General features: G+C 73.6%; 21 protein-coding genes. 16 read left to right on the forward strand and 5 right to left on the reverse strand.

Annotated features, from left to right (window positions below; all coding sequences use genetic code 11):
• Positions 1-17 precede the first annotated feature (17 nt).
• Positions 18-1,055: an ABC transporter permease gene (locus ACIP5K_RS30430; RefSeq protein ID WP_401414845.1), complete on the reverse strand. Its 1,038-nt coding sequence runs from the start codon at positions 1,053-1,055 to the stop codon at positions 18-20.
• Positions 1,056-1,331: 276 nt separating this feature from the next.
• On the opposite strand from ACIP5K_RS30430, the gene ACIP5K_RS30435 reads away from it, so the two are divergent.
• From ACIP5K_RS30435 to ACIP5K_RS30450, 4 genes are all read left to right on the forward strand, one after another.
• A complete protein-coding gene (locus ACIP5K_RS30435; protein ID WP_401414706.1) occupies positions 1,332-2,819 on the forward strand; it encodes a chlorohydrolase family protein in 1,488 nt (495 codons plus the stop codon).
• Positions 2,816-3,496 (forward strand): GntR family transcriptional regulator, encoded by a 681-nt coding sequence (locus tag ACIP5K_RS30440; RefSeq protein WP_401414707.1) that lies wholly within the window; start codon positions 2,816-2,818, stop codon positions 3,494-3,496. The genes ACIP5K_RS30435 and ACIP5K_RS30440 overlap by 4 nt, the downstream gene beginning before the upstream one ends.
• A 101-nt stretch (positions 3,497-3,597) precedes the next feature.
• A complete protein-coding gene (locus tag ACIP5K_RS30445; RefSeq protein WP_401414709.1) occupies positions 3,598-5,625 on the forward strand; it encodes a DUF4139 domain-containing protein in 2,028 nt (675 codons plus the stop codon).
• 6 nt (positions 5,626-5,631) lie between these two features.
• Positions 5,632-7,305 carry a DUF4139 domain-containing protein gene (locus tag ACIP5K_RS30450; RefSeq protein ID WP_401414711.1) on the forward strand — a complete coding sequence of 558 codons (1,674 nt, stop codon included), beginning with the start codon at positions 5,632-5,634 and terminating at the stop codon, positions 7,303-7,305.
• A 102-nt stretch (positions 7,306-7,407) separates the two neighbouring features.
• Here the strand turns inward: ACIP5K_RS30450 and ACIP5K_RS30455 are convergent, their stop codons facing one another.
• Together ACIP5K_RS30455 and ACIP5K_RS30460 are read right to left on the reverse strand one after the other, a co-directional pair.
• A complete protein-coding gene (locus ACIP5K_RS30455; protein WP_401414712.1) occupies positions 7,408-8,886 on the reverse strand; it encodes an MFS transporter in 1,479 nt (492 codons plus the stop codon).
• Positions 8,883-9,476 (reverse strand): ArsR/SmtB family transcription factor, encoded by a 594-nt coding sequence (locus ACIP5K_RS30460; protein ID WP_401414713.1) that lies wholly within the window; start codon positions 9,474-9,476, stop codon positions 8,883-8,885. The genes ACIP5K_RS30455 and ACIP5K_RS30460 overlap by 4 nt, the downstream gene beginning before the upstream one ends.
• Before the next feature lie 281 nt (positions 9,477-9,757).
• On the opposite strand from ACIP5K_RS30460, the gene ACIP5K_RS30465 reads away from it, so the two are divergent.
• Positions 9,758-10,549, forward strand: a complete 792-nt coding sequence (locus ACIP5K_RS30465) for an IclR family transcriptional regulator (RefSeq protein ID WP_401414715.1) — start codon at positions 9,758-9,760, stop codon at positions 10,547-10,549.
• An 85-nt stretch (positions 10,550-10,634) separates the two neighbouring features.
• On the opposite strand, the gene ACIP5K_RS30470 is transcribed toward ACIP5K_RS30465, so the two are convergent.
• Positions 10,635-12,923 carry an FAD-dependent oxidoreductase gene (locus ACIP5K_RS30470; RefSeq protein WP_401414717.1) on the reverse strand — a complete coding sequence of 763 codons (2,289 nt, stop codon included), beginning with the start codon at positions 12,921-12,923 and terminating at the stop codon, positions 10,635-10,637.
• 361 nt (positions 12,924-13,284) lie between these two features.
• Here ACIP5K_RS30470 and ACIP5K_RS30475 point away from each other — a divergent pair, with 361 nt between their 5' ends.
• The 11 genes from ACIP5K_RS30475 (at position 13,285) to ACIP5K_RS30525 (ending at position 25,182) form a co-directional block, all read left to right on the forward strand.
• A complete protein-coding gene (locus ACIP5K_RS30475) occupies positions 13,285-14,214 on the forward strand; it encodes a carbohydrate ABC transporter permease (RefSeq protein WP_401414719.1) in 930 nt (309 codons plus the stop codon).
• A complete protein-coding gene (locus ACIP5K_RS30480) occupies positions 14,211-15,155 on the forward strand; it encodes a carbohydrate ABC transporter permease (RefSeq protein WP_401414721.1) in 945 nt (314 codons plus the stop codon). Before ACIP5K_RS30475 ends, ACIP5K_RS30480 begins: the two co-directional genes overlap by 4 nt.
• Before the next feature lie 181 nt (positions 15,156-15,336).
• A complete protein-coding gene (locus ACIP5K_RS30485; protein ID WP_401414722.1) occupies positions 15,337-16,638 on the forward strand; it encodes an ABC transporter substrate-binding protein in 1,302 nt (433 codons plus the stop codon).
• A 178-nt stretch (positions 16,639-16,816) separates the two neighbouring features.
• Positions 16,817-18,127 (forward strand): BNR-4 repeat-containing protein, encoded by a 1,311-nt coding sequence (locus tag ACIP5K_RS30490; protein WP_401414723.1) that lies wholly within the window; start codon positions 16,817-16,819, stop codon positions 18,125-18,127.
• Between the two features lie 83 nt (positions 18,128-18,210).
• Positions 18,211-18,810: a polyketide cyclase gene (locus ACIP5K_RS30495; RefSeq protein WP_401414725.1), complete on the forward strand. Its 600-nt coding sequence runs from the start codon at positions 18,211-18,213 to the stop codon at positions 18,808-18,810.
• 69 nt (positions 18,811-18,879) lie between these two features.
• Positions 18,880-19,722: an endonuclease/exonuclease/phosphatase family protein gene (locus ACIP5K_RS30500; protein WP_401414726.1), complete on the forward strand. Its 843-nt coding sequence runs from the start codon at positions 18,880-18,882 to the stop codon at positions 19,720-19,722.
• A 122-nt stretch (positions 19,723-19,844) separates the two neighbouring features.
• On the forward strand, positions 19,845-21,317 hold the full coding sequence (locus ACIP5K_RS30505) for an MFS transporter (protein ID WP_401414728.1): 1,473 nt from the start codon (positions 19,845-19,847) through the stop codon (positions 21,315-21,317).
• 104 nt (positions 21,318-21,421) lie between these two features.
• Entirely contained in the window at positions 21,422-21,928 is a 507-nt protein-coding gene (locus ACIP5K_RS30510) for a DinB family protein (RefSeq protein WP_401414729.1), read from the forward strand.
• Between the two features lie 172 nt (positions 21,929-22,100).
• On the forward strand, positions 22,101-22,478 hold the full coding sequence (locus ACIP5K_RS30515; RefSeq protein ID WP_401414730.1) for a hypothetical protein: 378 nt from the start codon (positions 22,101-22,103) through the stop codon (positions 22,476-22,478).
• Between the two features lie 5 nt (positions 22,479-22,483).
• Complete coding sequence (locus tag ACIP5K_RS30520) at positions 22,484-23,512, forward strand: hypothetical protein (RefSeq protein ID WP_401414732.1); 1,029 nt, start codon at positions 22,484-22,486, stop codon at positions 23,510-23,512.
• On the forward strand, positions 23,509-25,182 hold the full coding sequence (locus tag ACIP5K_RS30525; protein WP_401414733.1) for a hypothetical protein: 1,674 nt from the start codon (positions 23,509-23,511) through the stop codon (positions 25,180-25,182). The genes ACIP5K_RS30520 and ACIP5K_RS30525 overlap by 4 nt, the downstream gene beginning before the upstream one ends.
• On the opposite strand, the gene ACIP5K_RS30530 is transcribed toward ACIP5K_RS30525, so the two are convergent.
• Positions 25,166-26,938, reverse strand: a complete 1,773-nt coding sequence (locus ACIP5K_RS30530) for an APC family permease (protein ID WP_401414735.1) — start codon at positions 26,936-26,938, stop codon at positions 25,166-25,168. The two genes, ACIP5K_RS30525 and ACIP5K_RS30530, sit on opposite strands and share 17 nt — an antisense overlap.
• Positions 26,939-26,974: the final 36 nt, after the last annotated feature.

Consider the following 26,974-nt stretch of genomic DNA (forward strand, 5'->3'; position numbering starts at 1 on the left):
GGCGTGCGTGGACGTGGTCAGCCACGGGAGGACTTGGGGTCGAGGGCGTCGCGGACGGCGTCGCCGAGCAGGTTGAAGGCCAGCACCGTGAGGACGAGCGCGCCGGCGGGGACGGCGAGGAACCAGGGGTCGGTCAGGTACCAGTTGCCGGCCTGGGCGGCGTTGAGCATCTGGCCCCAGGAGGGGGTGGGGTCCTTGACGCCGACGCCGAGGAAGGACAGGGCGGCCTCGGCCGTGATGTTCGTGGGGATCATCATCGTGGCGTAGACGAGGACGACGCCCATCACGTTGGGGACGATCTGCTTGACGATGATCGTGCGGTGCGAGGCGCCGTAGGCGCGGGCGGCCTCGACGAACTCCTGCTCGCGGATGGACAGCACCTGCCCGCGCACGACGCGGGCGAGATAGGCCCAGCCGAAGAAGCCGAGGATGATCACCAGCGAGGCGATCGGCAGCAGGCTGCCGTCCCCGAGGGCCGTGTCGCCGAGCCGGGACTGGAGGATCGGCGTCAGGGACAGCACCAGCAGCAGGTGCGGGAAGGCCAGGAACAGGTCCATGACGCGGCTGATCACCATGTCGACCTTGCCGCCGAAGTAGCCGGCGGCGGCGCCGAGCAGGGTGCCGAGGACGACGGAGACGACGGTCGCGAGCAGCGCGATGACCAGGGAGACCTGGGCGCCGTGCGCCATGCGGGCGAAGATGTCGCGGCCCAGGCCCGGTTCGACTCCGAGCCAGTGGTCGGCGGACGGGTAGCGGTAGTAGGGCAGCGGCAGCCCCGGGGTGCCGTAGTCGTCGAGGACGTCCGGGCTGGTGCGCGTGGTGTACGGGTCCTGGCCCTCCAGCGCGCTGAGCAGCGGGGCCAGCGCGGCGAAGAGGATCATGAGGACCACCACGGCGAGCGCGGCGAGCGCGATCCTGCTGCGCCGGATGCGCAGCCACGCGGTGCCGAGCAGGGAGCGGGCGGCGACCGCCGGGGCGGCCGAAGCCGCCCGCTCGGCCGGGGAGTTGGGCTCGCCGCCGGCGTCGGCGCCGGAAGGCGGCCGGGCGGGCAGCACGGGGGAATCCGTCACGTCGCGTGATCCATTCGGCGTTCGGGGGAAGGTTGGCGGGACGGTATACCAAGAAGGCGATGGCGCGAAAGAGGTGACCGGATTTTGGTATACCGAGGGTCGCAACAGTGGTGCCAAACGGGTCATTTCGCTGAAGAGTTGTCCCTGCGGTGAGTGATCCCCTGCCCGCTCTTCCCGAGTCGGTATACCAACTCGTACGATCAGGGACCGCCGGACAGCGCCGGCGTCCGCCCGCTCGGAATCCGAACCCCAGGAGGCACAATGCGCACCCGCTGGCGCGCCCGGCACATCCTCGCCCACCAGGACGGCGGCCACGCGCTGCTGCGGGACGGCGAGGTGGTGTGGGAGGACGACCGCGTGCTGTACGTCGGCCCCCGCTGCGCGGGCGCGGTCGACGAGGACCGCGACCTGGGCGAGTCCCTGGTCATGCCGGGCCTCATCGACCTCGACGCGCTCACCGACGTCGACCATCTCGTCCTGGACTCCTGGGCGGGACCGGAGCGGGCCAAGGGCCTGCAATGGTCGCTCGACTACTTCGCCCGGCGCCGGCACGACGTGTTCACCCCCGGGGAGCGGACGACCATCCGCACCTACGCCCTCGCCCAGCTCGCGCTGCACGGCATCACCGCCTACATGCCGATCGCCTCCGAGGTGCACAGCCGCTGGGCGGAGCCGTACGACGAACTCGTCGCGATGGCGGACGTCTCCCGGCGGATCGGACTGCGCGGCTATCTCGGCCCCGCCTACCGCTCGGGCGTCAACGTCGTCCTGCCCGACGACACCCGCGAGGTCGCCTTCGACGAGGCGGAGGGCCGCTCCGGGCTGCGCGACGCCGTCCGGTTCCTGGACCACCTCGACGCGCTGGGCGACCCGCTGCTCACCGGCGTCCTGCTGCCCTGCCGCATCGAGACGCTCACCGAGGACCTGCTCGCGGAGACCGCCCGGATCGGCCGCGAGCGCGGGGTCCTGATCCGGCTGCACGCACTCCAGGGCCTGGCGGAGCGCGACATCATCCAGCGGCGCCACGGCCTGACGCCGATCGAACTCCTCGACAAGCACGGCCTGTTGGCGCCGAACCTGCTCATCCCGCACACGGTGCTGCTGGACCGGCACCCGGCCGTCCACGGCGCGGACCGCGGCGACCTGGACCGGCTGGCCCGCAGCGGCGTCTCGGTCGTCCACTGCCCCCAGACCTCCCTGCGCTACGGCGAGATGCTGCACTCGTTCCGCGCCTACCGCGCGGCGGGCGTGAACCTGAGCCTGGGCACCGACTCGTTCCCGCCCGACCTGATCCGCGGGATGGACGTCGGCGTGCACCTGGCGAAGATCGCCGACGGCCGCTCGGACGCGGCGCCCGCCGAGCACTACGTGGAGGCGGCCACCCTGGGCGGCGCCCGTGCCCTCGGCCGCGACGACCTGGGCCGGATCGCGCCCGGCGCCCAGGCGGACCTGGTCGCGTTCTCCCTGGACGACATCCGCGACGGCGTGCTCGACGACCCGGTCCGCACCTTCCTGCTCAACGGCACGGCGCGCCAGGCGACGGACTCCGTGGTCGCCGGCCGCCCCGTGCTCGTCGACGGCGGCCTGCCCGGTCTCGACCTGGACGTCCTGCGGGCCGACGCCCAGGCCCTGTTCGAGCGGATGCGCGCCGCCTACAGCGAGCGCGACAGCCGGCGCCGGGACACCGCCGCGCTGTTCCCGCCGACGTTCCCCGCGTTCCGCGGGGCCGGCCGGGAGGACGGCGCGTGACGCTGGCGGAGCTGACCGAGCCGCCCGGCGCCTCGCACGTGGAGCGCACCGAGGAGCTGATCCGGTCCGGCATCCACGCGGGCACGTACCGGCCCGGCTCCTGGCTGCGCGAACGCGAACTCGCCGAAGCGCTCGGGGTCTCACGGGTCCCGGTGCGCGAGGCCCTGCTGCGGCTGGCGGCCGAGGGGCTCGTGGTGCTGGAACCGCGCCGGGGCGCGCGGGTGCGCCGGCTCACCCTGCGCGACGTCGACGAACTCTTCGACCTGCGGCTGAGCCTGGAGGTGTTCGCGGCCCGGCGCGCCGCCGAACTCGTCGGGCGCGGCGGCGGCATCGACGGCCTGCGGGCGGTCATGGTCGCCGCCGAGACGGCCACCGGGCGCGGCGACGCGGCGGCGATCGCGGCCGCGAACACGGCCTTCCACGCCGAGCTGATCACCATGACGGGGAACCGGCTGCTCCAGTCGTCGTTCCAGCCCTCGCGCGGCCTGATGCACTGGCTGTTCCGCATCACCGCCACCGAGCGCGGCGCCGAGCAGCACTGCGCGGAGCACCGCCAGATCCGGGACGCGATCGGGGCGGGCCGGCCGCGGCTCGCCGAGGCGCTCACCTTCGCCCACATCGACGTCCGGCGGGCGCCGGTGATGGCGGCCCTCGCCGCGGTGCTGCCCGCGGAGTGACCTCCCGGCCGGACGCAATCCCGTGTCCGGCGCGCCGGGCGCGGGCTACCCTTCGACCGGAGGGGGCGCCGTGCCCGGCGGCGTACGGGAGGGGACACGCGATGACGGACGCGGCGGCGCAGCCCTGCGCGCCTTGGGAATCGGAGCTCGCCTCGGTCGTGGTGCACGCGCGCGGCGCGGTGTGCCGACGGCTCGCCCGGGGTGTCGTGCCCGCCGACGGCCGGATCCGGGTGCGGGGTCTGCCGCGCGTCCTCGATCCGCTCTCGCTGCGCGCCGAGGTCGTGTCCGGCGGCGGGCCGCGGGTCACCGGCGCCCGGCTCGCCGTCGAGGCGGAGCCGGTCGCCGCCGACGCCCCCCGGGACCTGGCCCGCGCGACCGAGCTGCTGGCCGAGGAGCTGCGCGCCACCGAGGTCCGCCGGGACCGGCAGCTGCGCCGGATCGAGGAGATCGCGGGGCTGCGGCCGGTCCCGCTGCCGCGCCGCCGTGACGACCCGCACCGGCGCACCCCCGTCGGGGCGTGGCTGCGGCTCGCCGACTTCGTGGACGAGCGGCTGGCGGCGCTGCACACCGGACTCGACGCGCTCGACGAGCGGGTGCGCCGCGTCACGCACGAACTCGACGCGGCCCGCGACCGGTTGGCGCGCTTGGCCCCCGACGCCCCGCCGTCCTCGGTGCGCACCACGGTCGCGGCCGACCTCACCCTGACCGGGCCCGGTACGGGCGACGGCGCCGGGCCCGTGGACATCGAGATCGAGTACCGGGTGCCCGGCGCGGTGTGGGTGCCCTCCTATCGCCTGACGCAGCGTCAGGACGAGGCGGGGGGACGGCTCGTGCTGCGCGCCTCGGTGGCCCAGCGCACCGGCGAGGACTGGACCGGCGTGCGCCTCGGGCTGTCCACCGCCGATCTGCACCGGCCGACCGGGGTGCCCGCGCTGCGCTCGGTGCGGATCGGGCGCCGCCAGCCCGCCCCGGCGCCGTCCGGCTGGCGGGAGCCGCCGACCGGTCTCGCCGGGCTCTTCGCCGGGTACGACGCGGCGGGACCGAGCCCCGCCGTGCACCCGCGGGCCCTCTCCCTGGTCGGCCACGCCCCCGAGGCACCGCAGGCCCCGGCGTACGGGGCCGCCGCCCCGCTGGCGGCGGGAGCGCCCCGCTCGCGCGCCGCCGGCCGGGCGAAGGCGCCCGGCGCCCTGCCGCCCCCGGCCGCGCCCCCGGCACCGGCGCCCGTCGCACCCGGCGCGGCCCCGCAGGCCGCGGCCGGGGCATTCGGCGCCGCGCAGCCGCCGCCCGGGCCGCCGGCGCCGAGCGCCGCCGCACTCGACTACGCCGACCTGGTGCTCGCCGGCCCCGACGCGCCGGGCGGCGGCCGGGGCCTCCTCACGCCGGGGAGCCCGCCGGACCCGGTGGTCGCCGAGTACCGGCGCCGCGCCGAGTCGGTGGCCGCGCTGCCGCTGCCCGCCCGCGCGGTGCGGCCACGGGAGTCGGCCGGCTCCTTCGACCACCGCTACGACGCCGAGGGCCCCGCCGACATCCCCGCCGACGGCACCTGGCACACCGTCACCGTCGCCGAACTCCCGGTCGGTCTGCGCACCGAGTACCTGTGCGTGCCGTCCGTCGAGGAGACGGTGTACGCGACGCTGGTGCTCGGCAACGCCACCGACCGGGCGCTGCTCGCCGGGCCCGTGGACGTCACCGTCGACGGCGAGCACCTGCCGACGGCGCTGCTGCCCACCCTCGCCCCGGGCGGCACCGGCCGGGTCGGGCTCGGCCCCGCCGAGGCGGTCCGGGTCAGCCGCCGTACCGACCTGCGGGAGTCCACGGCCGGACTGCGCTCGACCACCACCGTCCTCGACCACCGCATCCATGTGGAGCTGGCCAACCGGCTGGCGCGGGCGGTCACGGTGGAGGTCCGCGAGCGCGTCCCCGTCACCGCGCAGGCCGACGTCCGCGTCGAGGAGCGGGCCGACTGGACGGTCCCCGAGGACGGCGGCGGGGAGAACGAACCGCACGTGCCCGGCACCCGGGTGTGGCGGGTGGACGTGCCCGCGGGCGGCGCCGCCGTGCTCGACGGCGGCTACGAGATCCGGATCCCGGCCGCCAAGGCCCTCACCGGCGGCAACCGCAGGAGCTGACCCCTCATGACCACCTCTCCCACGACACCTTCCGGCACCCCGCCCACGCCTCCTCCCGGCACGACTCCCCCGGCCCCTCCCGCCGCGCCCGCCGGTACGCCCGACGGGGCCGTGGCGCCGCCGGGTCCGGGCCTCGTGCCGCTGCCGGTGACCGCGGTGACCCTGCTGGAGGACCGCGCGCACGTCGAGCGGACCGCCGCCCTCCAGCTGGCCCCGGGTGTCCAGCGGTTGCGTCTCGGGCCGGTCAGCGCGCTGGCCGTCGACCGCAGCCTGCACGCCGACCTCGCCGACGGCCCCGGCGACGCCGCGGTCCTCGACGTCCGGGTGGTGCGGGCCTGGACCCCGCGCAGCCCCGAGCCGCCCGCCGACGACGATTCGCCGCTGCGCCGCCGGGTGCACGCGGTGGGCGAGGAGGTGCGCACGCTGGAGCAGCGCCGGGACCGGCTGCGGGCCCGCCTCGATCTGCTGAGCCGGCTCGCCGCCGACCTCCTGCGGGAGATCGGGGAGGGCGCGGGCTTCGGCGAGGCCGAGCCCGACCGCTGGTCGGCCGAGCTGGACCGGGTCGACACCGAGCGCGCGACGCACGAGGACGACCTCGGCGGCGTCGAGAACCGGCTCGGCGCGCTCCGCTCCGAACTGGGCTTCGCGCAGAGCGCGTTGGACGCCGCGGAGGAGGAACCACCCGAGCTCACCGCGCACGTCGAACTGACCGTGCGCTCCCCGGTGGCGGGTCCGGCCCGCCTGCGTCTGGGCCACCTCACCCCGTGCGCCCTGTGGCGCCCCGCCTACCGGGCGACGCTCGACGGCGGGGAGCTGACGCTGCACACCGACGCGATGGTGTGGCAGCGCACCGGCGAGGACTGGGCCGGCGTGCGCCTGACGCTGTCGACCGCCCGCTCGTCCCTCGCCACCGGCCCGCCCCGGCTGGCCGAGGACCGGCTCACCCTGCGCGACCGGTCGGCCGCCGAGCGCCGGACCGTGGAGATCGAGCTGCGCGAGGAGGAGATCACCGACGTCGCTCCCGCCCCGGTGGCCGGCCTGCCGGGCGTGGACGACGGCGGTGAGGTACGTGTCCTGCGCGCGCCCGCCACCGCCTCGGTGCCCGGCGACGGGCGCGCCCACCGCGTCCCGCTGACCACGGCCCTCTCGCCCGCGTCCCGCCAGTACCTCTGCGCACCGGAACTCTCCCCGCTGGTCACCGAGGTGGTGCGGTTCACGAACACCAGCGGCCACGCGCTGCTCGCCGGTCCGGTGGAGCTGATCCGCGGCAGCGGCTTCACCGGGCGCGCCGCCCTGGACTTCACCGCACCGGGCGCCGCCCAGGAGCTGGCGTTCGGCAGCGCGGACACCTGCCGGGTGATCCGGGAGAGCGAGGAGTCCCGCGCCACCACCGGCCTCGCGCAGCGCACCGTCGTCACCCGCACGGTCCGGCTGCACCTGTCGCGGTTCTCCGCCCCGGAGGAGACCGGTGAACAAGTGGTCGTGGTGCGCGAGCGGATCCCGGTGTCCGAGGTGTCGGACGTCGAGGTGCGCCTGCGCAAGGAGTCGTGCTCCCCCGCGCCGGACGCCCTCGACGCCGAGGGCATCGCCCGCTGGGACATCGCCCTGCCGCCCGGCGGCCGGCGCACGGTGACGCTGGTGTACGAGGTGTCGGCGAGCGCCAAGGTGAGCGGCGTGTAGGACTGGGCGGGCCGGGGCGCGCGAGGAACGCGTCGGCCTCCTCGATCGCGCGCCGCTCGCGCTCCGGCGGGTCGCCGATGCGGATCGGGCGCTGTTCGGGCATCAGGCGCTGTTCGGACCGTCCGCCCGCCCGCTCCCGCTCCCGCTCCCGCTCCCGCTCCCGCTTTCGCGGGAAGTCCGCTGTCGGTTCGGGGATCGGCCGGTCCGGCCGCGCGGCTCCGGAAGCCGCCGCCCCCGGGAGGGCGCCGGTTCATGTGCGGTGGACCGGCCGGTGTCGCCCGGGGCCGCCGGGGCCGGGCCGTCGCTCGCGGGGGTGGGGGTACGGCGGGTAGGGGTACGGCGGGTGGGGGCACGGCGGGTGCGGGTGCCGGGCAGCAGCTTCAGGGTGAGGAGGCCGGCGCCCAGGATCAGCGCGGCCTGGACGTTCAGGGCGGGGAGGGTTCCGATCAGGCCGCTGAGCACGCCGGCCGCGAGCATGCCCAGGGCCTGGAGCCCGTCGGAGAGCCCGAGGACGGAGGCCATGACCCGGCCGCGCACGGACAGCGGCGCCGACTCCTGGACGAGGGAGAGCCAGGCCGCGGCGAGCCACACCGCGGGAACACCGGCGGCGGTGAACAGCGCCACGTAGACGCCGAGGCCGAGCGAGGTCACGGACATGTTCCAGGTGAGCGCGCTGAGCGCACCGAACACGAGGACGCCGACGCTCAGCAGACGGGGCTCCCCCAGGCGCCGGGTCAGCAGCCCGGCGGTCGCGGTCCCGGCGAAGCCGCCCACCGCCTGCACCCCGCGCAGCAGGCCGGCCTGCGCGTCGCCGCCGTGCAGCAGGTCGGTGACGAAGAGGAGGAACAGCACGACGAACATGCCCTGGGCGACGGCCAGCAGCGCCACACACACGAAGGTCCCCCGCAGGGCGGGCACGCCGCGCAGGGTGCGCAGCCCCTCGCCGACGCCGTGCCAGAACCGGGTGCTCGCCGCGCTCTCCCGGCGCGCGCCGGTGCTCGGCGGGATCGTCGAGGCCAGAGCGGCGGCGACGAGGAAGGCGCCCGAGCCGAAGGCGAGGACGTACGGCAGCCCCGCCGTGCTCAGCAGCAGACCGCCCAGGGGGCTGCCGACGAGCCTTCCGAGCGACACGTTGAGGCCGATCGCCGCGTTGGCGCCGACCAGTTGCTCCTCGGCCACGATCGTCGACAGGGTGACGTTCTTCACCGACTCGAAGGCGACGGTGAGGGCCGCCTCGGCGGCGGTGACCAGGTACACCAGCCACAGATCGCCGGGGTCGTCGACCAGCAGCAGCAGCGGCAGCAGCGCGGCCTGTCCCACGCCCACCAGGACCAGGAAGCGGCGCTGGTCCCAGCGGTCGACGAGGGCGCCGACGACCGGGGCGACGACCAGGCTCGGCAGCAGTCCCAGCAGAGCGACGACGGACGTGACCAGCGCGGAACGCGTCAGTTGCAGTACGTAGAGCGGCAGCGCCAGCTGGAGCACCCACTTGCCGGTCTCGGTCAGCAGGCCGGAGATCCACAGGCGGGCGAACGCCGCGTCCCGTAACGGATGCGGAACGGCCGGGCCGGGGCCGGTCATTCGCTCCGCCCCGCCGCGTCGAGCCTCGGGAAGAGACGCACCCCGGTGTAGGCCAGCACCGCTCCTTCCGGCGGATCGTCCCGGACGGCGGCCAGGTAGGGCCTGAGCAGGGTGTCGATCTTCTCCGCCAGCTCCCGGGCCTCCTGCGGGGTGGCGCGCAGGACATAGCTGTCCAGTCGGGCCGCGGCGAGCCACTCGGGGTCGAGGGTGTCGCGCCGGGTCAGGAAACGGCGGGTGAGCTGGTCCTCCTCCGCGAGGCCGCCCGCGATGAGGGCGTCCTGCTCGGCCATGGTGGCGGGGTCCGCGCTCATCTCACCGAAGTCGAGACCGACTTGGGACGCGCGCCAGGGGCGCTCGCGCTGGTTCGTGGCGTCGGCCGCCTCGACCAGGCCGTACTCGGCCAGGTGCCGCAGGTGCCAGCTGATGTTGGACGCGCTCGATCCGACCTCGGCCGCGCACTCGCTCGCCGTGCGCGGGCCGACCGCCATCAGGTACTGGAGCAGCGCCAGCCGCAGGGGATGGGCCAGGGCCCGCAACTGCCGGGAGTCCTTGATCCGCCGCCGGGGCGGTGGTTCCTGTCCGTCGACCATCTGAAAGAACCCTTTCGAAAGAGTCCTTTCATTGTGGCGCGCGGCGCGGGACCTGTCCATGGGCGGACCGGCACGCCGCGCTTCACGGGTCCGCCGCCCTTCCCAACTGGCGTGTGGGATCGTCGCGTTGCCCGCGGGTCCGCGCTCCCCGCGCCCGTCCGGCGCTCCCCGGGCCGGCCGGGTGTCCGGCCTGTCCGCATCCTGGCGTGACCGCCGGGCGGGCGGGCCGACGCGATATGCTGATGCAGATAGTGCAAGCCAGTTGCAGAACGAGGAGGGTCATGGCTACTCGGGCGACCGACACCGGGACGAACCAGAGTGTCGAGCGGGCGGTCTCGGTGCTGCGCGCACTGGACTCGGGCCGCGCCGAGCTGCGCGTGTCCGACGTCGCCGAGCTCACCGGCCTCGGCTCGTCCACCACGTCCCGGCTGCTGTCCACCCTCGAACGCCTGGACATGGTCGAGCGGGACCCCGTGAGCAATCTGTACCGGCTCAGCCTCGGCATCCTCCCGCTCGCGACGACGGCGGCCAATCGCCACCCCGTGCACCGCGCGGCCCGGATGGTCCTCCAGGACCTCGCCGCCCGCACCGGCCTCGGCGCCAATGTGGCCGTGCGCCGCGGGACCGAGCTGATGTTCCTGTGCAACTTCGAGGGCACCCGCGCCCCCAAGTCGTACACGCAGGCCGGGCACACCGCGCCGCTGCACGCCACCAGCATCGGCAAGTGCCTGCTCACCGGGCTCACGCCCAAGGAGCGGCGCAGGCTGCTGCCCGAGCCGCTCGCCGCGCACACGGACTACACGACGACCAGCCACGAACTGCTGGACACCGAGCTCGACTCCGTGCGCCGCTCCGGGTACGCGACCGAGGCCGAGGAGCGCGCCCTGGGCCGGGCCTCGCTCGCCGCGCCGGTCCGCGACGCCTCGGGCGACGTCGTCGCCGCCATCTCGCTGTGGGGTCCCACCTCGCTGCTGGGCGAGCACGGCGCCGACACCGAGGGGCAGCGGCAGGCGCTCACCCGTGAGGTCATCGAGGCCGCCGACGCCATCAGCCAGGCGCTCGGCGCGCTCTGACGGGGAACGGGAAGGGAGAAGGGGCCCGGCCCCGGTCGGTCGACCGGGGCCGGGCCCCTTCCGGGATTCCGGCGTCCTGTTTCCCCTACGCGCCGAACGCCTTGAACGCGATCACGTGGGCCCGCGCGGCCCCGTGCGTGGCGTCGACCACGAGCCGCAGCGCGTCGGTGCGCACCGGCCCGCCGTCCGGGGCCGCGAGCGGGTGCACGCGGTGGCGGCGGCGGTTGCCGGTGACCGTCAGCAGGGTGTGCCAGGTGCCGTCGGCGGCGCGGGACTGGAGGCGGTAGTCGCGGACCAGCTCCGGCATCACCTCGAACGGGGTGCGGTGCCGGTGGAGGTTGTTGAGGTACTCGTCGACGTCGTCGTCGAAGACCACGCGGACCTCGGTGAGCCGCTGCTCATGGTCCCAGTCGAGGCGCAGCCACTCCTCGTCGGCGGCCGGCCCGGAGACCCACATCTGCGGGCCGCCGTACGCGCGCTGGAATCCGCCGACGGCCCGCTCCGGGCGGAACGCGTCGGTGTCCGGGGCCGCCCGGAACGCGAAGGTCTGCCGCCGCAGTCCGCGGGCCTGCCACTCCAGGACCAGCTGGCCGTCCTCCTCCGGGATGTCGTGGTCGACGGCCGCGTCGCCCTCGACCCGGCTGCGCAGCGCCAGCACGCCGTCGGTGCGCTCGGGCAGGAGGACCAGCGCGGCGGCGGGCTCGGCCCGCACCACGACCACGACGTTCTCGGGGTGCGGCGGGCGGTGGTCGAACCGGGCCGCGACCCAGTGCGGGCCGCCCGCGGGCACGGTCACGGTGGTGGTCCGCAGGTGGTCGACGGGGACCGCGTTCTCGGGGCGGCCGGTGCCCCACAGCTCCACGGTCAGCTCGCGCTCCGCGCCGTCGTCCGCGCCGTGCACGAGCAGTTCCACGGTGTCCAGGGCCGGGTCCGCCGGGAGGAGCAGCGCCAGGTCGCGGGTGAGCGGGGAGGGCGCGCCGGGTGCCCGGACCGTCGGCTCGGCGGCCAGCCGCGCCAGGTGTCCCGCGGCGCTGACGCGGGCGGTGCGGGCCAGGTTGTCGGGGTCGTCGTCGGCGAGGCCGATGACGGAGGCGTCCTGGCGCAGCAGGGCGCGGCGCACCAGTTCAGGGCGCTTGGTGGCGAGTTCGCGCGGGCTGAGGCTCTCGGCGACGCAGAGCGCGGCGGCGGTGCCCGCGGCCTCGCCGATCGTGGCGCAGGTGGCCATGACGCGGGTGGCGCCGAAGGCGATGTGGGTGGCGGAGATGTTGCGCCCGGCGAACAGCAGGTTCGTGACGTTCGCCGAGTACAGGGAGCGCAGCGGGATGTGGAAGACGCCGTCGGCGTAGCGCTGGCGGGCGCCGGGCTCGTCGGCGTACATGCCCTGGACGGGGTGGAGGTCGACGGACCAGCCGCCGAAGGCGATGCGGTCGGGGAACTGGCGCTGCTCCAGGATGTCCTGCTGGGTGAGGACGTGGTCCCCGAGGAAGCGGCGGTACTCCCGCTTGCCGGGCAGGGAGCCGACCCACTCCAGGGTGAGGTGGGCGGCGTCGGGGAACTCGCCGGAGTTCTTGATGTGGTCCCAGATGCCCATGATGACGGCCTGGAGTTCGTCCCGGATCCGCTCGTTGTCGTGGACGGTGTCCAGCTCGCCGCCCCACTCGATCCACCAGTAGTCGCAGCCGTTGTCCCCGGTGCGCAGGACGCGGTTGCGCAGGATGGGCGTGGTCGTGAGGTCCCGGGCGTAGGCGGGCGGCACGAACTTCACGGGCCGGCCGGCGTCCTTGGTGTGGAACAGGATCGTGGAGCCGAGCAGCGCCTCGTCGCCCTCCTCGGGGGCCCAGGGCTCGTCGAACTCGGCGCGGGACTCGCGGCCGATGCGGTAGCGGGCGCCCGCGAGGTGGCCGAGCAGGCCGTCGCCGGTGCAGTCGAGGAACTGCTGGGCGTGGAAGGTGATGCGGCGTTCGGAGCCCATCATCCAGCCGGTGCAGGAGTGCACCTCGCGTGCGTCGTCCGGGCCGCTCGCGTCGACCTCGCGCACGTCGGTGTTGAGGTAGAGGTCGATGCCGGGCTCGGCGAGGACGGCGTCGAGGACCACCTGGTCCCAGTAGTAGGGGTTGCCCTCGGGGTTGCGGAACTGGTTCTCGGTGTACAGCTCGCCCATGACGCCGGTCTCGCGCGCCCATCGGTGCACGCCGTGCGCGGTGGCGCCGCAGACCCAGACGCGGACCTCGCTGCTCGCGTTGCCGCCGAGCACCGGGCGGTTGTTGACCAGCGCGACGCGTCGGCCGAGCCGGGCCGCGGCGATGGCCGCGCAGGTCCCCGCCAGGCCGCCCCCGATGACGGCGATGTCGTAATGGACCTCTTCTTCCCGCACGGAGCGGCCTCCTTGGTGTGGCGCGCTGTGAAGCGATGGCAGCGCGGATCTCCCCGCCGCAGCGGGACGGCCTTGAACGTACATCACATGCATATTGTGCAACCACTGTTCAGTCAGTGGGATCCGTTGTAAGTTTCCGACGCAGCCGCGGACACGGCTGGTACGAGCCGCATTTCACGTTCATGGCAGGTGGGGCGAGTTCGCCGGTCCTGCGCAGAACCGGCGATTCACCGACCAAAAGGGTTGACGCCGTCGCACGATATGGAGAACGATCCCGCATGCTGCAACTTGCGTTCAATGGAGCATGGATGGCGTTCACCCAGGGCCCCGGCGCTCCCGCCCCGTTCGAGAGGACACACCCATGAGTACGGCCGCACCTCCCCGGAAGGCCACTCCACCCGGCGAGCGGACCGGCGGACGGCTCTCCAACGGCGCGTTCGCCCTCCTGCTCACCGCGCCGGGACTCGCCCTCTTCGCGGCGATCATCATCTATCCGCTGATATCGGCCCTGTTCACCGGCTTCTTCAAGCAGGACCTGCGGCTGCCGGGCCGCGAGTTCGTCGGCCTGGAGAACTTTACGTACTGGCTGGACGGCGACTTCCTCACCATCCTCAAGCAGACGCTGATCTTCACCGTCGGCGCGACGGTGGTCCCCTTCGTGCTCGGCTTCGCCCTCGCCCTCGCCCTGAACACGGGCCTCAAGGGCAGCGGCTTCCTGCGCGGCCTCTTCCTCTTCCCCTGGGTGATCCCGGGCGTCGTGGTCTCCTTCCTCTGGATGTGGATCTTCAACGCCAACTACGGCGTCCTGAACGGCGTCCTCATGAAGGCCGGCCTCATCGAGGACTCGGTCTCCTGGCTCGGCCAGCCCGGCACCGCCATGCTCGCCGTGATCATCACGAAGACCTGGGCGAGCTTCCCCTGGATGATGGTGATGCTGCTCGCCGGCCTCCAGACCGTCCCCAGGGAGCTGCACGAGGCGGCCTCGATGGACGGCGCGGGCTCGATCCGCCGCTTCTTCGCCGTCACCTGGCCGCAGGTGCGCGGAGTGGCCTCGATCGTGCTGCTCCTGGAGTTCATCTGGAACTTCCAGCACTTCGACACCATCTACGTGCTCACCGGCGGCGGCCCCGCCGGATCCACCGAGACCTTCGCGACCGCCGTCTACCAGACCGCCTTCAAGGGCTTCGACATCGGCCGCGCGACCGCGCTGGGCGGGCTGTGGATGCTGCTCCTGCTCGTGCTCGTCGTCGTCTACCTCAGGATCACCGAGCGGAAGGGCGACGCCCGATGACCACCACGACCACCCTGACCTCCGCACAGCCGGCCGGCGCGGACCCGCTGCCCGGCGCCGAAGCGTCCCGCACGCCCGCCGCCGCCACCGGGCACACCGCGCGCCGCCGGATCCGCAAGGACGTGCTGCGCTCGCGGATCGCCGCCTGGACCGCCGTCGTCGTCATCGGCTGCTTCGGACTGCTCCCGGTGTACTGGCTGCTGGCCACCGCGCTGAGCACCCCCGAGTCGACGTTCCAGTTCCCGCCGAAGCTGATACCGACCGACCTGACGCTCAGCAACTTCACGGCCCTCGCCGAGAACGACCAGTTGATCAAGTACCTGGTCAACTCGATGATCGTCGCCACCATCACGGCCGTCCTGAGCGTGGTCGTCGCCACGTACATGGGGTACTCGTTCTCGAAGTTCCGCTACCGCGGCCGCCGTTCCCTGATGCACATGGTGCTGGCCTCGCAGATGTTCCCGCAGGCGCTGCTGCTGGTCACGCTGTACGCCGTCTTCTCCAGCTTCGGCCTGCTCAACACGTACACCGCGCTGGTGCTGTCGTTCACCACGTTCACGATGCCGCTGTGCGTGTGGATGCTGAAGGGGATCTTCGACACCATCCCGGACGCCCTCCTCGAAGCGGCCTCCATCGACGGTGCCTCCCGCTGGCGCACGCTGCACTCGATCGTGGCGCCGCTCGCCGCGCCCGGCATGATCGCCGCGGGGCTCTTCGCCTTCGTCCGCGGCTGGAACGACTTCATCTTCGCGGTGACCCTCGCCGACAAGGAGAAGCAGACCCTGCCGCCCGGCCTGGTCTCCACCTACATCGGCGAGTTCCAGACCGCGTGGCCCGAGCTGATGGCCGCCTCGCTCGTCGTGTCCGTCCCGGTCGTCGTCGCGTTCATGTTCCTCCAGCGCTACCTGGTCGGCGGCATGACCGCGGGCTCGGTCAAGTAGCCGCCCGCCCCGCCCGATCCGGCCGAGCCACCCCATCCGGCCGATCCGCCTCATCCGGCCGATCCACCGGATCCGCCCGATCCGCCCGATCGGCGGACGCGAACCCTCCGCCGTTCCCGCGCGGGTCCGCCCGCACGCGCCCCCACACCTCCCTTCCGTCCCACTCCCCCATGGAGACACCATGACCACCACTGGCATCAGCCGGCGCGGCGCCCTGCGCATGTTCGGCATCGGAGCGCTCGGTGTGGCCGGCGCAGGCGTGCTCGGCGCCTGTGCCCCGTCCGGCGCCAGCACCTCCTCCAACGGCGGCGACACGAAGTCGAAGAACTTCGACTTCACCTCCTGGTCGCTGAACGAGGAGGCCGCCAAGCCGTCGATCGAGAAGATCATCAAGGCGTGGGAGGCGGAGCAGAAGTCGAAGATCCGCGCGGTCTCGTACCCGTACAACGAGTACCTGAGCCAGCTCACCCTGAAGCTCGGCGGCGGCGAGACGACCGGCGCGGTCCACCTGGACATCGCCTGGCTCGCCGCGGTGGCGCAGATGGGCAAGCTCGCGGACCTCGGTCCCGTGGCGGGCAAGGGCGGTTACACCGATGTGGCGCTGGACAGCGGCAAGTACGACGGCACGCAGTACGGCCTGCCGTGGAACACCGGCTCGATCGGCCTGATAGCCAACTCCAAGCTGCTGAAGAAGGCGGGCATCGACGAGCAGCCCGCCACCGTCGAGGAGTTCGAGGACGCGCTGCGTGCCCTCAAGGGCCTGGGCGGCGGGGTCGTGCCCTACGCGGCGGCGACCAAGGTCGCGCAGCTCAAGGACATCTTCCCGTGGATGCAGACCTTCGGCTGCAAGCTCCTCGACGGCGACAAGGTGACCATCGGCGACGACGCCTCGATCGACGCGGTGACCTGGTACAAGAAGCTGCACGACGCGAAGCTGATCGCCGCCGACGTGGACCGCTTCGACGCGCGCGCCCTGTTCAGCCAGGGCAAGGCGGCCTTCTACGACGACGCGATCATCGGCAAGGGCGTCACGTCCGCCCAGTCGAAGGACAAGACGCTCGCCGACGCGATGCGGCCCGTGCCCCGCCCGGTGCTGCACGCCGGCGACACCCCGCAGGCGCTGCTGTGGGGCGGCGTCATCGCGATCGTCAAGGGCAAGGGCCAGGACGCGGCGACGGACTTCGCGCTGCACGCCACCACCGATCCCGGGACGATCGCCCAATACTTCGTCGAGCGCGCCCTGCCGCCGTCGACCACGGCGGGCCTGGCCGACCCGAAGGTCGCCGAGGACACGTTCACCACCGAGTGGACCGAGAAGATCACCAAGACGGCGACGGGCAGCCCGTTCTGGCGGTTCGCGCAGAACGCCCAGATCGAGGAGGCCGTGGCCAAGCAGGTCCAGGCCGTCCTGGTCGGCAAGTCCAAGCCGAAGGCCGCGATGAAGGCGGCCGCCGAGGAGGTCTCCGACCTCATCAAGCGCTGACCGGCACGCGCACGGGCCCGGTGGACGTCGCACGGCCGTCACCGGGCCCTTCGCCGTCCGGCCCCGCGGCCCCGTGCCCCCGGCCCCGTGCCCCGCACCGCCGCGCCCCGCACCCTTCACCGCGCACCGCACGCACCGCACACACCCGCACCGCACCGCACCCGCGAAGGAGTTCACCATGAGACGCCCCACGGTCCGTCCGTACGCCGTCGCGACGGCCGCCGTCGCCGCCCTGCTGATGCCCGTATCGGCCGCGAGCGCCGACGGCACGGCGCGTACGGCGAGCACGGCGGCGACGGCGGTCGAGAAGGTCCCGTACGCGATGGACTCCTCGAACCAGGCCGCCTGGTGGACGCCGGCCGCCACGTACAAGGGCCGCGGCCAGTACACGTACTTCGCGTTCAACGAGCCGGGGAGCACCGCCGCCACGCACCGGCCCGCGATCGCCCGCCGCGATCCGGACGGGGTCTGGAGCCGGCTGCCGCTGCTCGACAGCGACGGGCAGCAGGCCGAGTTCGCCGACGACAACGGCCACAACCAGCCGTCCGTCGCGCGCGACGGCAGCGGACGGCTGCACGTCTTCACGTCCATGCACTGCGACACCTGGCGCTACTACCGCACGACGGCGCCCGGCACGGACGTCACCAGCCACGCCGGTGAACTCCCGGACCAGGGGCAGGGCATCACCTACCCGGTGCTGACCACCGCGCCCAACGGCGACCTCTACCTGGCCGCCCGCGTCGGCTGCGGCAACTCCCAGCGCGACGGCAGGCTCTACCGCTGGAACAACGCGGCGAGCACCTGGAGCGTGGTGGCCACCTTCGGTTCGGCGCTGAACCGGTCCGTGTACCCCGACGACCTGACCGTCGACGCCGCCGGCCGGGTGCACCTGCTGTACGAGTGGGCCAAGGCACCCGCGTCGGCCTGGCGCCACCAGCTCTCCTACCTGCGCTACGACCCCGCGACGGGCGGGTTCGCCGACCACGACGGGACCGCGGTCACCCTGCCGACCACGCCGGACACGTCCGACGTCATCCAGGGGCTGACCACGGGCGAGGAGTGGAGCATCGACAACGCCGGGTACACCGGCGCGAGCGTGCAGAGCGCGAAGCTGACGCTCGACGGGGACACTCCCAAGGTCGCGTACCGCTACCGGTCGGCCGACAGCGGCGGCGACTTCCGCGTCTACTACGCCTACCCGAGCGGCACCGGCTGGCTGCGCAAGACGGTCTACGCGGGAGGGCAGACCACCGCCGCGGTCGGCATCACCTGGGACGCGACGGACGGCAAGCGGATCTACTACGTGACCTCGTCCGGCACCGACCGGGTGTTCGCCGCGACCCAGGCGGCGGACGGCTCCTGGACCGCCCGGTCGGCGGCGCCCGGCGTGAGCGCGGACCGGCTGGCAGTGCGCCGCGACTCCGACGGGAACGACGTGCTGTACCTTCCGGACACAGCACACGGCTCCCTGTACTACGGGGTTCGCTGACCGTCCCCGTCCTTCGCCGGCCCGGCGGCGCGGCGACCGACGAGTCCCGCCCCGCCGGGCCGTCTTCCTCAGGGAACGCTCCGGTGACGGAGCAGGACGCGGGCGAGGGGATGAACGGCATGGACCAGGAACACGGCACACAGGAGTCCGGCCAGGGGCGCGGGCGGGACTCCGGCCAGGATCATGAGCCGGACCATGAGCCGGACCGCACGAGCGCCGTCCGCACGGTCCCGGCGCCCGTCGCCCGGGTGTTCGCGGTGCTGGCCGACCCGGCCGCGCACGGGGCGATCGACGGGACCGGATGGGTGCGGCGGCCCGTCGACCGGGCGCCGCTGACCGAGCCGGGGCAGGTCTTCCGCATGGGCATGTACCACTCCGGCCACCCCGACGGCACGTACGTGACGGCCAACCGGGTCCACGTGCTCGAACCCCCGCACGCCATCGGCTGGTTCACGGGCACCGAGCGGGACGACGGCGGGCTCGACTTCGGCGGCTGGTTCTGGCGCTACGACCTCGCGCCGCTGGGCCCGGACCGGACCCGGGTCACGCTCACGTACGACTGGTCGGCCGTGCCGGACTCCGTCCGGGAGTACCTGACCTTCCCGCCGTTCCCTCCGGGACACCTGACCGACTCGCTGAGCCACCTGGCCGCCCTCGTCGCCCGGGAGGGCCCGGAGAGCTGACGCACTCCCGTCTCGACCGGGCCGCGCCTTGTGTGATGGCATGAGCGTCCAGGTCCCGTGGAGGTGACGGTGCTCGGCAGGAACACGCGGTGGGTCGTGGGCGCGCTGGCCCTGGTCTGCCTGGTGCTGATCGGTCCCAGCGCGACCCGCGACGACCTCCCGGACGCCGAGCCGCTGCCCGCGGGCGCCGCCGCGAAGATCGTGCCGAACCGGGTCATGACCTGGAACATCTGCAATCCCTGCGGCGCGAAGGAGAACGCCGGCCGCGCCGCCGACATCGCCACCTACGCGCCGCAGGTCATCGGCCTGCAAGAGGCGTGCGTCCGGGACGTCGAGCGGATCCGCGACTATCTCAGGCGCCTGTACGGGCTCGTCTACCACGTCACGTACGGCTCGGTGCTGCGCAACTGGAGCCGCTGCGGCGGGCTGCCCTGGCACGCGGGGGGCTACGGGCAGGCGATCCTCTCCGCGGCGCCCGCCACGGACGGCGTGACGAAGGAGTACCCCGACGGCGGCTCGGAGGACCGCGGGTTCATGGCCGTCACCACCGAGGTGGACGGCCGCCCGGTCCGCGTCTTCAACACCCATCTCGCCGAGCGCCGTCAGGAGGCGGTCCGGGCACGGCAGGTGCCGGTGCTCGCCGAGGAGATCGCCCGCCACGACCGGGCGATCGTGCTCGGCGACTTCAACGCCGTGCCGGACTCCCCCGAACTCCGCCCGATCCGGCCGCTGGCGACCGACGCGGACCCCCGGTGCAGGCCCTCGGCGGGCGGCGCCTGCGCGCCGACGACCGACTGGCAGAGCAAGTTCGACTACGTGTTCCTGCGCGGTATCGCCTCCCGCGCCCACCACGTGCGGCCGAGCGCGCACTCCGACCACCACATGTTCTACGCCGACCTGAGCCCGCTCTGACCGCACCCGCCGATCCCACGCTCCGATCGCACATGTGACCGGCATGCGGACAGGCGGACGGTGACATTCCGTTTGGTGCTTACGATTCCGCGAACCGTCCCCGCACCCTCCGGAAGGCGCTCGTGAGCTCCACCCCTCCCCCACCCGCCCTGTCCGTCGCGGCCCCCGCGGCCGCCCCCTCGGTGGCGATCCGCTCCGCCGCCGACGTCTCCGACCTGGTCAACTCCGGTACCGCCCGTGGCCGCCACGCCAAGATGATCGTGGTCATCGCGCTCGGCGGCATCTTCCTCGACGCGTACGACCTCAGCTCGCTCGCGTACGGGCTGCCCGACATCACCCGGCAGTTCGGCCTCGGCTCCGCGATGGCCGGTACGGTCACCGCCTCGATCAGCGTCGGCTCCCTGCTCGGCGCGCTGCTCGGCGGCTGGCTGGTCGACCGGATAGGCCGGTACCGCGTCTTCATGGCCAACATGCTCTTCTTCGTCGTCACCGCACTGGTGTGCTCGGTCGCGCAGGACGTGTGGACGCTGATCGCGGCGCGGTTCGTCATGGGCATCGGCGTCGGCATGGACATCCCGGTGGCCATCGCCTTCCTCGCCGAGTTCTCCCGGCTGCGCGGCAAGGGCGGCAAGGGCTCGCGCACGGCCGCCTGGTCGCCCGCCTGGTACACGGCCACCAGCGGCTGCTACCTGGTGATCATGTTCCTGTACTTCGTGCTGCCGGACGCCCATCTGGGCTGGCTGTGGCGGTTCACCGTCGGCTTCGGCGCGGTGCCCGCGCTGATCGTGATGCTGCTGCGGCGCCGCTACATGAACGAGTCGCCGACCTGGGCCGCCGAGCAGGGCGACCTGGAGGCCGCCGCCCGGATCCTGCGGGAGTCGTACGGGGTGGACGCACGCGTCGCCGACGACGCCCCGGCCCGGACGCCGCGCCCGCCCCGGCCCGGACTCAGCGCCTACGGGCGCCTGTTCACGGGCCCGTACCGCGCCCGCACCGTCCAGTCCGTCGCGGTCGGTCTCGCGGAGACCTTCGGCTACAACGCGGTCGCCTTCGGCCTGCCGATCATCATCGCCACCCTGATGACCCAGGGCCCGCTGACCACCATCGCGTCCTCGTTCACCCTGAACCTGGTCTTCGCCCTGACCGGTGGCCTGCTCGGCGTCCGCTGGGCGTCGACGCGCGGCGCCTGGCCGATGATGACGCTGGGCTTCGCGATCCAGTTCGTGGCCGTCACCGTGCTCGCCGTGATCGGGGAGCCGTCCGGCACGGCCGTCGTCACGGCGGGCATCCTCATGCTCGGCGCCTTCATGTTCGCCCAGGGCTTCGGGCCCGGCGCGCACATCATGAGCTACGCCTCCCTGGGCTTCCCGACGTCGATGCGCGGGGTCAGCATCGGCTTCAACCAGGCGGTGCTGCGACTCGGTTCGACGCTGACGCTGTTCTTCTTCCCGATCCTCAGCACCGGCCTCGGCACGCACGTGTATTGGGTGATCCTCGGCGCGCCCGCCCTCGGCCTGGTGGCGCTCCTGGTGAAGCGGTGGGAGCCGGTGGGCTTCGACGCGGACGCGGAGGAGCGGACGCTGACGGCGCCGTGAGACCGGCGGGAGGCCGGCGCGGGCGCGCACGGCAGGGCGCGCGGGACCCGGGGGCACGGGAAATGCGATCGACAACCGTCACCGCGTGGGGCACCCTGCTCGCGATGACCAGAATCGATGACACTCCCCCCGCGTGGGACGAGCGCACGCAGCTCACCACGTTCCTCGACTACACGCGGGACACCGCCCGCGCCAAGTGCGACGGCGTCGCGGAGGAGCACGCCCGCACGGCACTCCTGCCGCACTCGCCGCTGATGACCATGAGCGGCCTGATCAACCACCTGCGGTGGGTCGAGTACTACTGGTTCCAGGTGGTCTTCCTCGGCGAGGAGGACCTCGGGCCCTGGACCGACGAGGACCCCGACCGGGAGATGCGGATCGCCGTCGACATCCCGCTGGCGCGGTTGCTCGACGAGTACGGCGCGCAGAGCGCCCGGTACCGCGAGCTGGTCGCCGGGACCGCGCTGGACACGCGGGCCCGGGGAACCGTGCGGAGCGGGACGCACGTCGATCTGCGGTGGATCCTGCACCACCTCACCGAGGAGACCGCCCGGCACAACGGGCATCTGGACATCCTGCGGGAACTGCTCGACGGCACCCGGGGGAACTGACACCGGCCACCGGTGGGGCCAGAGGGGCAGCGGTGCCCAAGTGGGGTTCCGGGACGCCGAGTTGACCATGTCATGAGCGTGTAACGGTGATCGGCGGGCTCTCGCGCCCCTCCCCGGCTCCTGGCAGACTGGCAGAGATGCTCTGACCGCCTCGGGGGAGGAACCGGACGGCATGACAGCGACGATCACCGTGCGGGTCGAAGGACCCGTCGGCCTGGACGAGCCCGAGGAACTCCGCGCCGACCTGGCCCGCGAGACCGTGCTCCCGTGGCGGCTCGAAGAGCTGGACGAGGACCGGGACACGCTCGACGGCGGGACGGCCGCGGCCCTGCTGACGGCCGTCCTCACCAGCGCCACCGGCGCCGTGGTCCAGGCGGCGGCGCAGCGCGCCATCGACGCCTGGCGCGGGCGCCGGCTCGACCCGCCGCCCGTCACCGTCGTCGTGCTCCGGCCCGGCGAGACGATCGCGCCGCCGGACGGCACTGGCGCCGGTGCCGGTGCCGGCGACGAGGGCGAGGGCGACCGGCCCGCCCTTCCCGAGGGGAGCTGAGGGCGATGGCCGTCCGGGCCCTGGTGATCGGTGTCGGCACCTACGGGGCGGACTCGGGGATGAGCGGCTATCCCACGATCGAGACCAGCGCCCGCGCCTACGGGGACGCGCTCGCCCGGGACCCGCGGTGGGGCGACGCCGCCTGCTCGGTGATCCTGTCCGGCGACGACGCCTACTCGGCGAACGGGGTGATGCGGGCCCTGCACGACGCCGCGTCGGCGGGCGAGGGACCGGACGACACCCTGCTCGTCGTGTACGTCGGGCACGGCGCGTACTGGAAGGACGTCCCCGGCGGCCAGGTCCACTTCGCCGTCGGTTCCTCGTACAAGAACGAGCCGTGGACGTGGCTGTCGTCCTGGTACGTGTATCGGGCCATCCGGCAGAGCAGGGCCGGTCTGAAGGTCCTCATCACCGACTGCTGCTACTCGAACCTGCTGCCGCACCTCGGCCCGGAGTCGCCCCTGCCCGGCATCCTGGGCACCCGCTCCGACGGCACCTGCGTCTTCAGCGCGGTCAGCGGCAATGTGCACAACGCGTCGGCGGACGCCTGCGCCAACCTGCCGAGCCCGCTCGACGGGTGCACGCCGTTCAGCGGCCACCTGCTGAACGTGCTGGGGCAGGGCATGTCCGAGCACGACGACGACCTGACGCTCGGCGCGCTGCGGGCGGGCATCGACGAGGACATGCTGTCGTGCGGGGTGCACGACGCGCCGCGGATGCTGCTCAACGACGCGTCGGAGGCGGCGTCGTTGTTCACCAACCACGCCAAGGGGCGCCGCCCGGCCGGCCGTGAACCGCAGACCGAGGACGACTGGGTGCGCGAGCTGCGGCTGTACGGCGAGCGCAAGCTGCGCAGCCTGATGCTGAAGCCGGCGCTGGCGGGCCGGGTCGTGGTCCGGCTGAAGTCCGGCGACGAGCAGAGCCGCGACCTGGCGAGCCGGGTCGAGCGCCGCGCCGCCACGCTGCTGTCGAACCCGGTGGACTTCGTCCGCTACTGGGGTGAGATCGAACCGGCGCTCCTGGGCGGCGGATGACCCGGCCCGACGGCGCCGACGGCGGCGCCCGCCGCACCCATCTGCTGTTCCAGCCGGATGTGGCGAAGCTGCTCACCGAGGACTACGCGTGGGTGACGCAGGTCGACGGGCCGCAGTTCGCCCGCATCCTGGAGCAGATGCGGTCCACCCGCAGCGAGGCCATGGCGATGCGGGCGCTGCACGCCTTCGCGCTGCGCCGGGGCGTCGCGGACCTCGTGGAGCTGGCGGACGGCTTCGACGCCCGCGACGCCGTCATGATCATGGCGACGGCGGCGCTGGCCCGGCCGGTCAGCGAGGCCGCCGAACTGGCGATGCTCCAGCGGGAGATGGAGGCCGGCCGGCCCAGCGCCCCGATCACGGCGAGCATCGTGCACGACGTGGCGTGCCAGCGCACCGCGTTCGACGTGGCGGTCTTCGTGCGGGTCGTGCGGGACCGGTTCCCGCGGCTCGCGGACCGGACGGTGGCGGTGTTCGGCGGACCGGACTCGGGCCGGACCAATCTCGACAAGGCGCTGCTGCACACCGCGCTGCTCGACGAGAAGTGCCCGGTCCAGGCGGACCGGCTGCTCGAACTGACCCTGAACGTCGTCGCGTCGCACGCGCCGGGCGACGCCGAGGGGCAGGACGAGGAGATCGCCGACCTCGCGGGCGCGTTCCTGCACCTGAGCCCGCACGGGCAGGTCCTGGAGACGTGGGCGCAGACGCAGTTGAGCGCGCCGGACGCCCGTCAGGTGGACCGGGCGCGCAGGCTGATCGCCCGCCTGATCGCGCGCCGCGGCTCCGGTCACGACGCGCTGGCCGCCCACATCGGCCGCACCGCGCAGCCGCGGGACGTGGTCAAGCTCTGCGCGCTGCTGACCGACGCGGAGAAGTCGCCCGTCAAGTGCGAGCTGCTGCGGCGGCGGGCGGCCGGGCAGCCGGACGTGCAGGGTCTGGCCAAGCTGGTGTCGCTGTGGCACCGGGACCCGGTGCTGAAGCCCGGCACGCCGGATCTGCTGGCCGACATCGTGACGGTGCCGGCCGGCCCGGGCGGCGCGCCGCGTTCCCTCGACGTCCTCGCGCAGCTGTGCGACTGGCTGAACGAGGAGGAGGGCGGCGACCAGACCTGCGTGGCGCTGCTGTGCCACGTCGCGGCGGTGCAGGTGCGCGGGCGTTCCGGCGCGGAGCTGACCGAGCTGCTGGACCGCATCACCCGCACGCGTGAGCGGACCCGCGCCGCGACCGAGGTGGGGCTTCAGCTCGCGCTCGCCGTGATGGGCCCGGACGGCGACCGGGCCGGGTTCGTCGACTGCCTGGCCGTGCTGCACGAGGGGCGGCACGCCGGGGCGGTGGCGAGGGCGTGCCGGGAGCTGTCCGACCCGTCGACGTCCCGGCGGGCGGACGCGCTGCTGGTCGCGGACGTCGCGCGGCGGCTGCACGCGGTGGAGCTGGAGAACGTCGCCTGGACCCTGCTCGAACGGTTCCTGGAGAACGAGCAGCGGGTGCAGGCGTCCGACGTGCTCTGCGTGGTGCGGGGCGTGCTGGCGATCCCGCTGCCCGAGGCGGAGCTGCTGCTGCGTGCGACGGTGGGCCGCTGGTCGGACGTGCGGCACCGGGACGAGGCGGTCGACACGCTGCGGGCGGCCGGGCTGGGCGAGCAGGCCGACTGGATCGTCAAATCCCTGCGTTGACCCGCGGGCGCGCCGCGTGTCCCTGGTGCGGCAGGGTGGGCCTGACCTGGGACATGTAGCGGCGGGCGGACCGGACGAGGAGCGGGAAGACCAGGACGGCGGCGAGCACGCAGACGGTGCGGGTCGCCGGCACCGCGCTCTCGCCGGCCAGTTCGCGCAGCCCCGTGCAGCCGACGAGGAGGCAGAGGTAGCCGACGAGCAGCAGCAGCGGCCGCACCGCCGGGTCGCCGCTCTCGGTGAACCGGGAGAGGTGGTCGCTGGCGTCGTAGTGCCGCAGCACCCGTCCGATGTACGGCAGGTCGCGCACCGCGAGCCAGGGCAGGGCGAGCAGCAGTGCCGCCCCGACGCCGACGCCCGCCATGCCGCGCCAGACGTCGGCCCAGCCCGCTTCGTGGATCACCAGTGCGATCGCCACGAACGCCGCGTAGGACAGGCACCAGCGGACGGCCTTGCGCAGCCAGGTGGCGTCGGTGCCGGGCAGGGCCACGAGGACGACGCCGGGCATGGCGTAGACCACCATGATGGGCACGCTGTTGAGGGCGACGAGCTGTTCCCAGTTGCCGCGGACGAGGGCGAGCGTGGTCAGGCCGATGACGAGGTTGACGACGAGGATCATCCAGTAGGCGTCGATCTCGGCGCCGCGGAACTTGAACGAGGCGCGGCGGGCCGTCTGGAGTCCGCGGTGGGTGAGGTGGGCGCGGCTGAGGGCGGCGACCTCGCGGGTCAGGGCGTGCGTGAAGACGATGCCGGAGCCCATCGGGGACAGGACGGCGTTGAGCCGGATCAGCCAGGCGAGCCAGGTCATCGACGCGGCGGTGGCGAACTGGGCGTACGGCGACTGGAGCATGTCGGCGGCGAGCGATCCGCAGTTCTGCGCGAACACGTACTGGAGGGCGGTGTACAGGGCGACGGCGCCGACGAGGGTGCCGTAGACGGCCCAGCGCAGCCGGGCGGCCTCCCCCATGCCCCGGCGCTTGATGTTGCCCGCGAAGTCCAGGGGCGCCTGGAAGCCTATGTAGGCGTAGATGATGCCGCCGCCGAGGACCACGTACAGGGCGGAGAAGTGGTCGGCCTGGCCGCGCAGCTGGGCGGCGCCGCCCGCCTGGCCGCTCAGGTACCAGGCGTCGCCCGGGGCGCAGGAGCCGGCGGCGTCGGTCGCGGCGAGGGTGAGGCAGACGACGATGAGCAGCGGGACGAGCACCTTGACGACGGTGATGAACAGGTTCAGCCGTATCAGCCGCCGGGCGGGCAGCAGGTTGAAGCCGACGACGACCATCATGAGCGCGACCGCGCACAGGGCGCCGGTGAACGACAGGTCGTAGGCCCGGTCCATGGCGGGGGGAAGGCCGGCGGCGCCGGTGTGGCCGCTGCGCAGCAGGGACGGGTACCAGTGGGCGAGTCCGCGGACCATGGCGGCGGCCTCGCTGGCCGGGTTGACCGCGTAGACGATCCACAGGGCGGCCGCGACGACGGTCGCGACGAGCGGTCCCGCGGCCTGGAGCGGGAGGAAGATCAGGCCGCCGGTCTTGGGCGCGGCGATGCCCAGCTCGACCATGACGGCGGCGATCAGCAGCATGACGGCGCCGCCGATCACCCATGCCCACACGGCGTCCCGGCCCGCCGCCCAGTGGGCCTGTCCGGCCGCGAGAAGCCATCCGGAGCCGACGACGCCGCCGGCGGCGAGGCCCACCAGGTCGAGGACGGAGAGGCGCCGTGCCTCGTCCACGTCCTCCGCCGAACCACCTCGGGCACGCATGTGACTCAACTCCCTCCCCCGTAACTGGAGTTGTAG

Source organism: Streptomyces sp. NPDC088785 (genome assembly GCF_044750685.1).
In the GTDB taxonomy this organism is placed as follows: Bacteria; Actinomycetota; Actinomycetes; order Streptomycetales; family Streptomycetaceae; genus Streptomyces.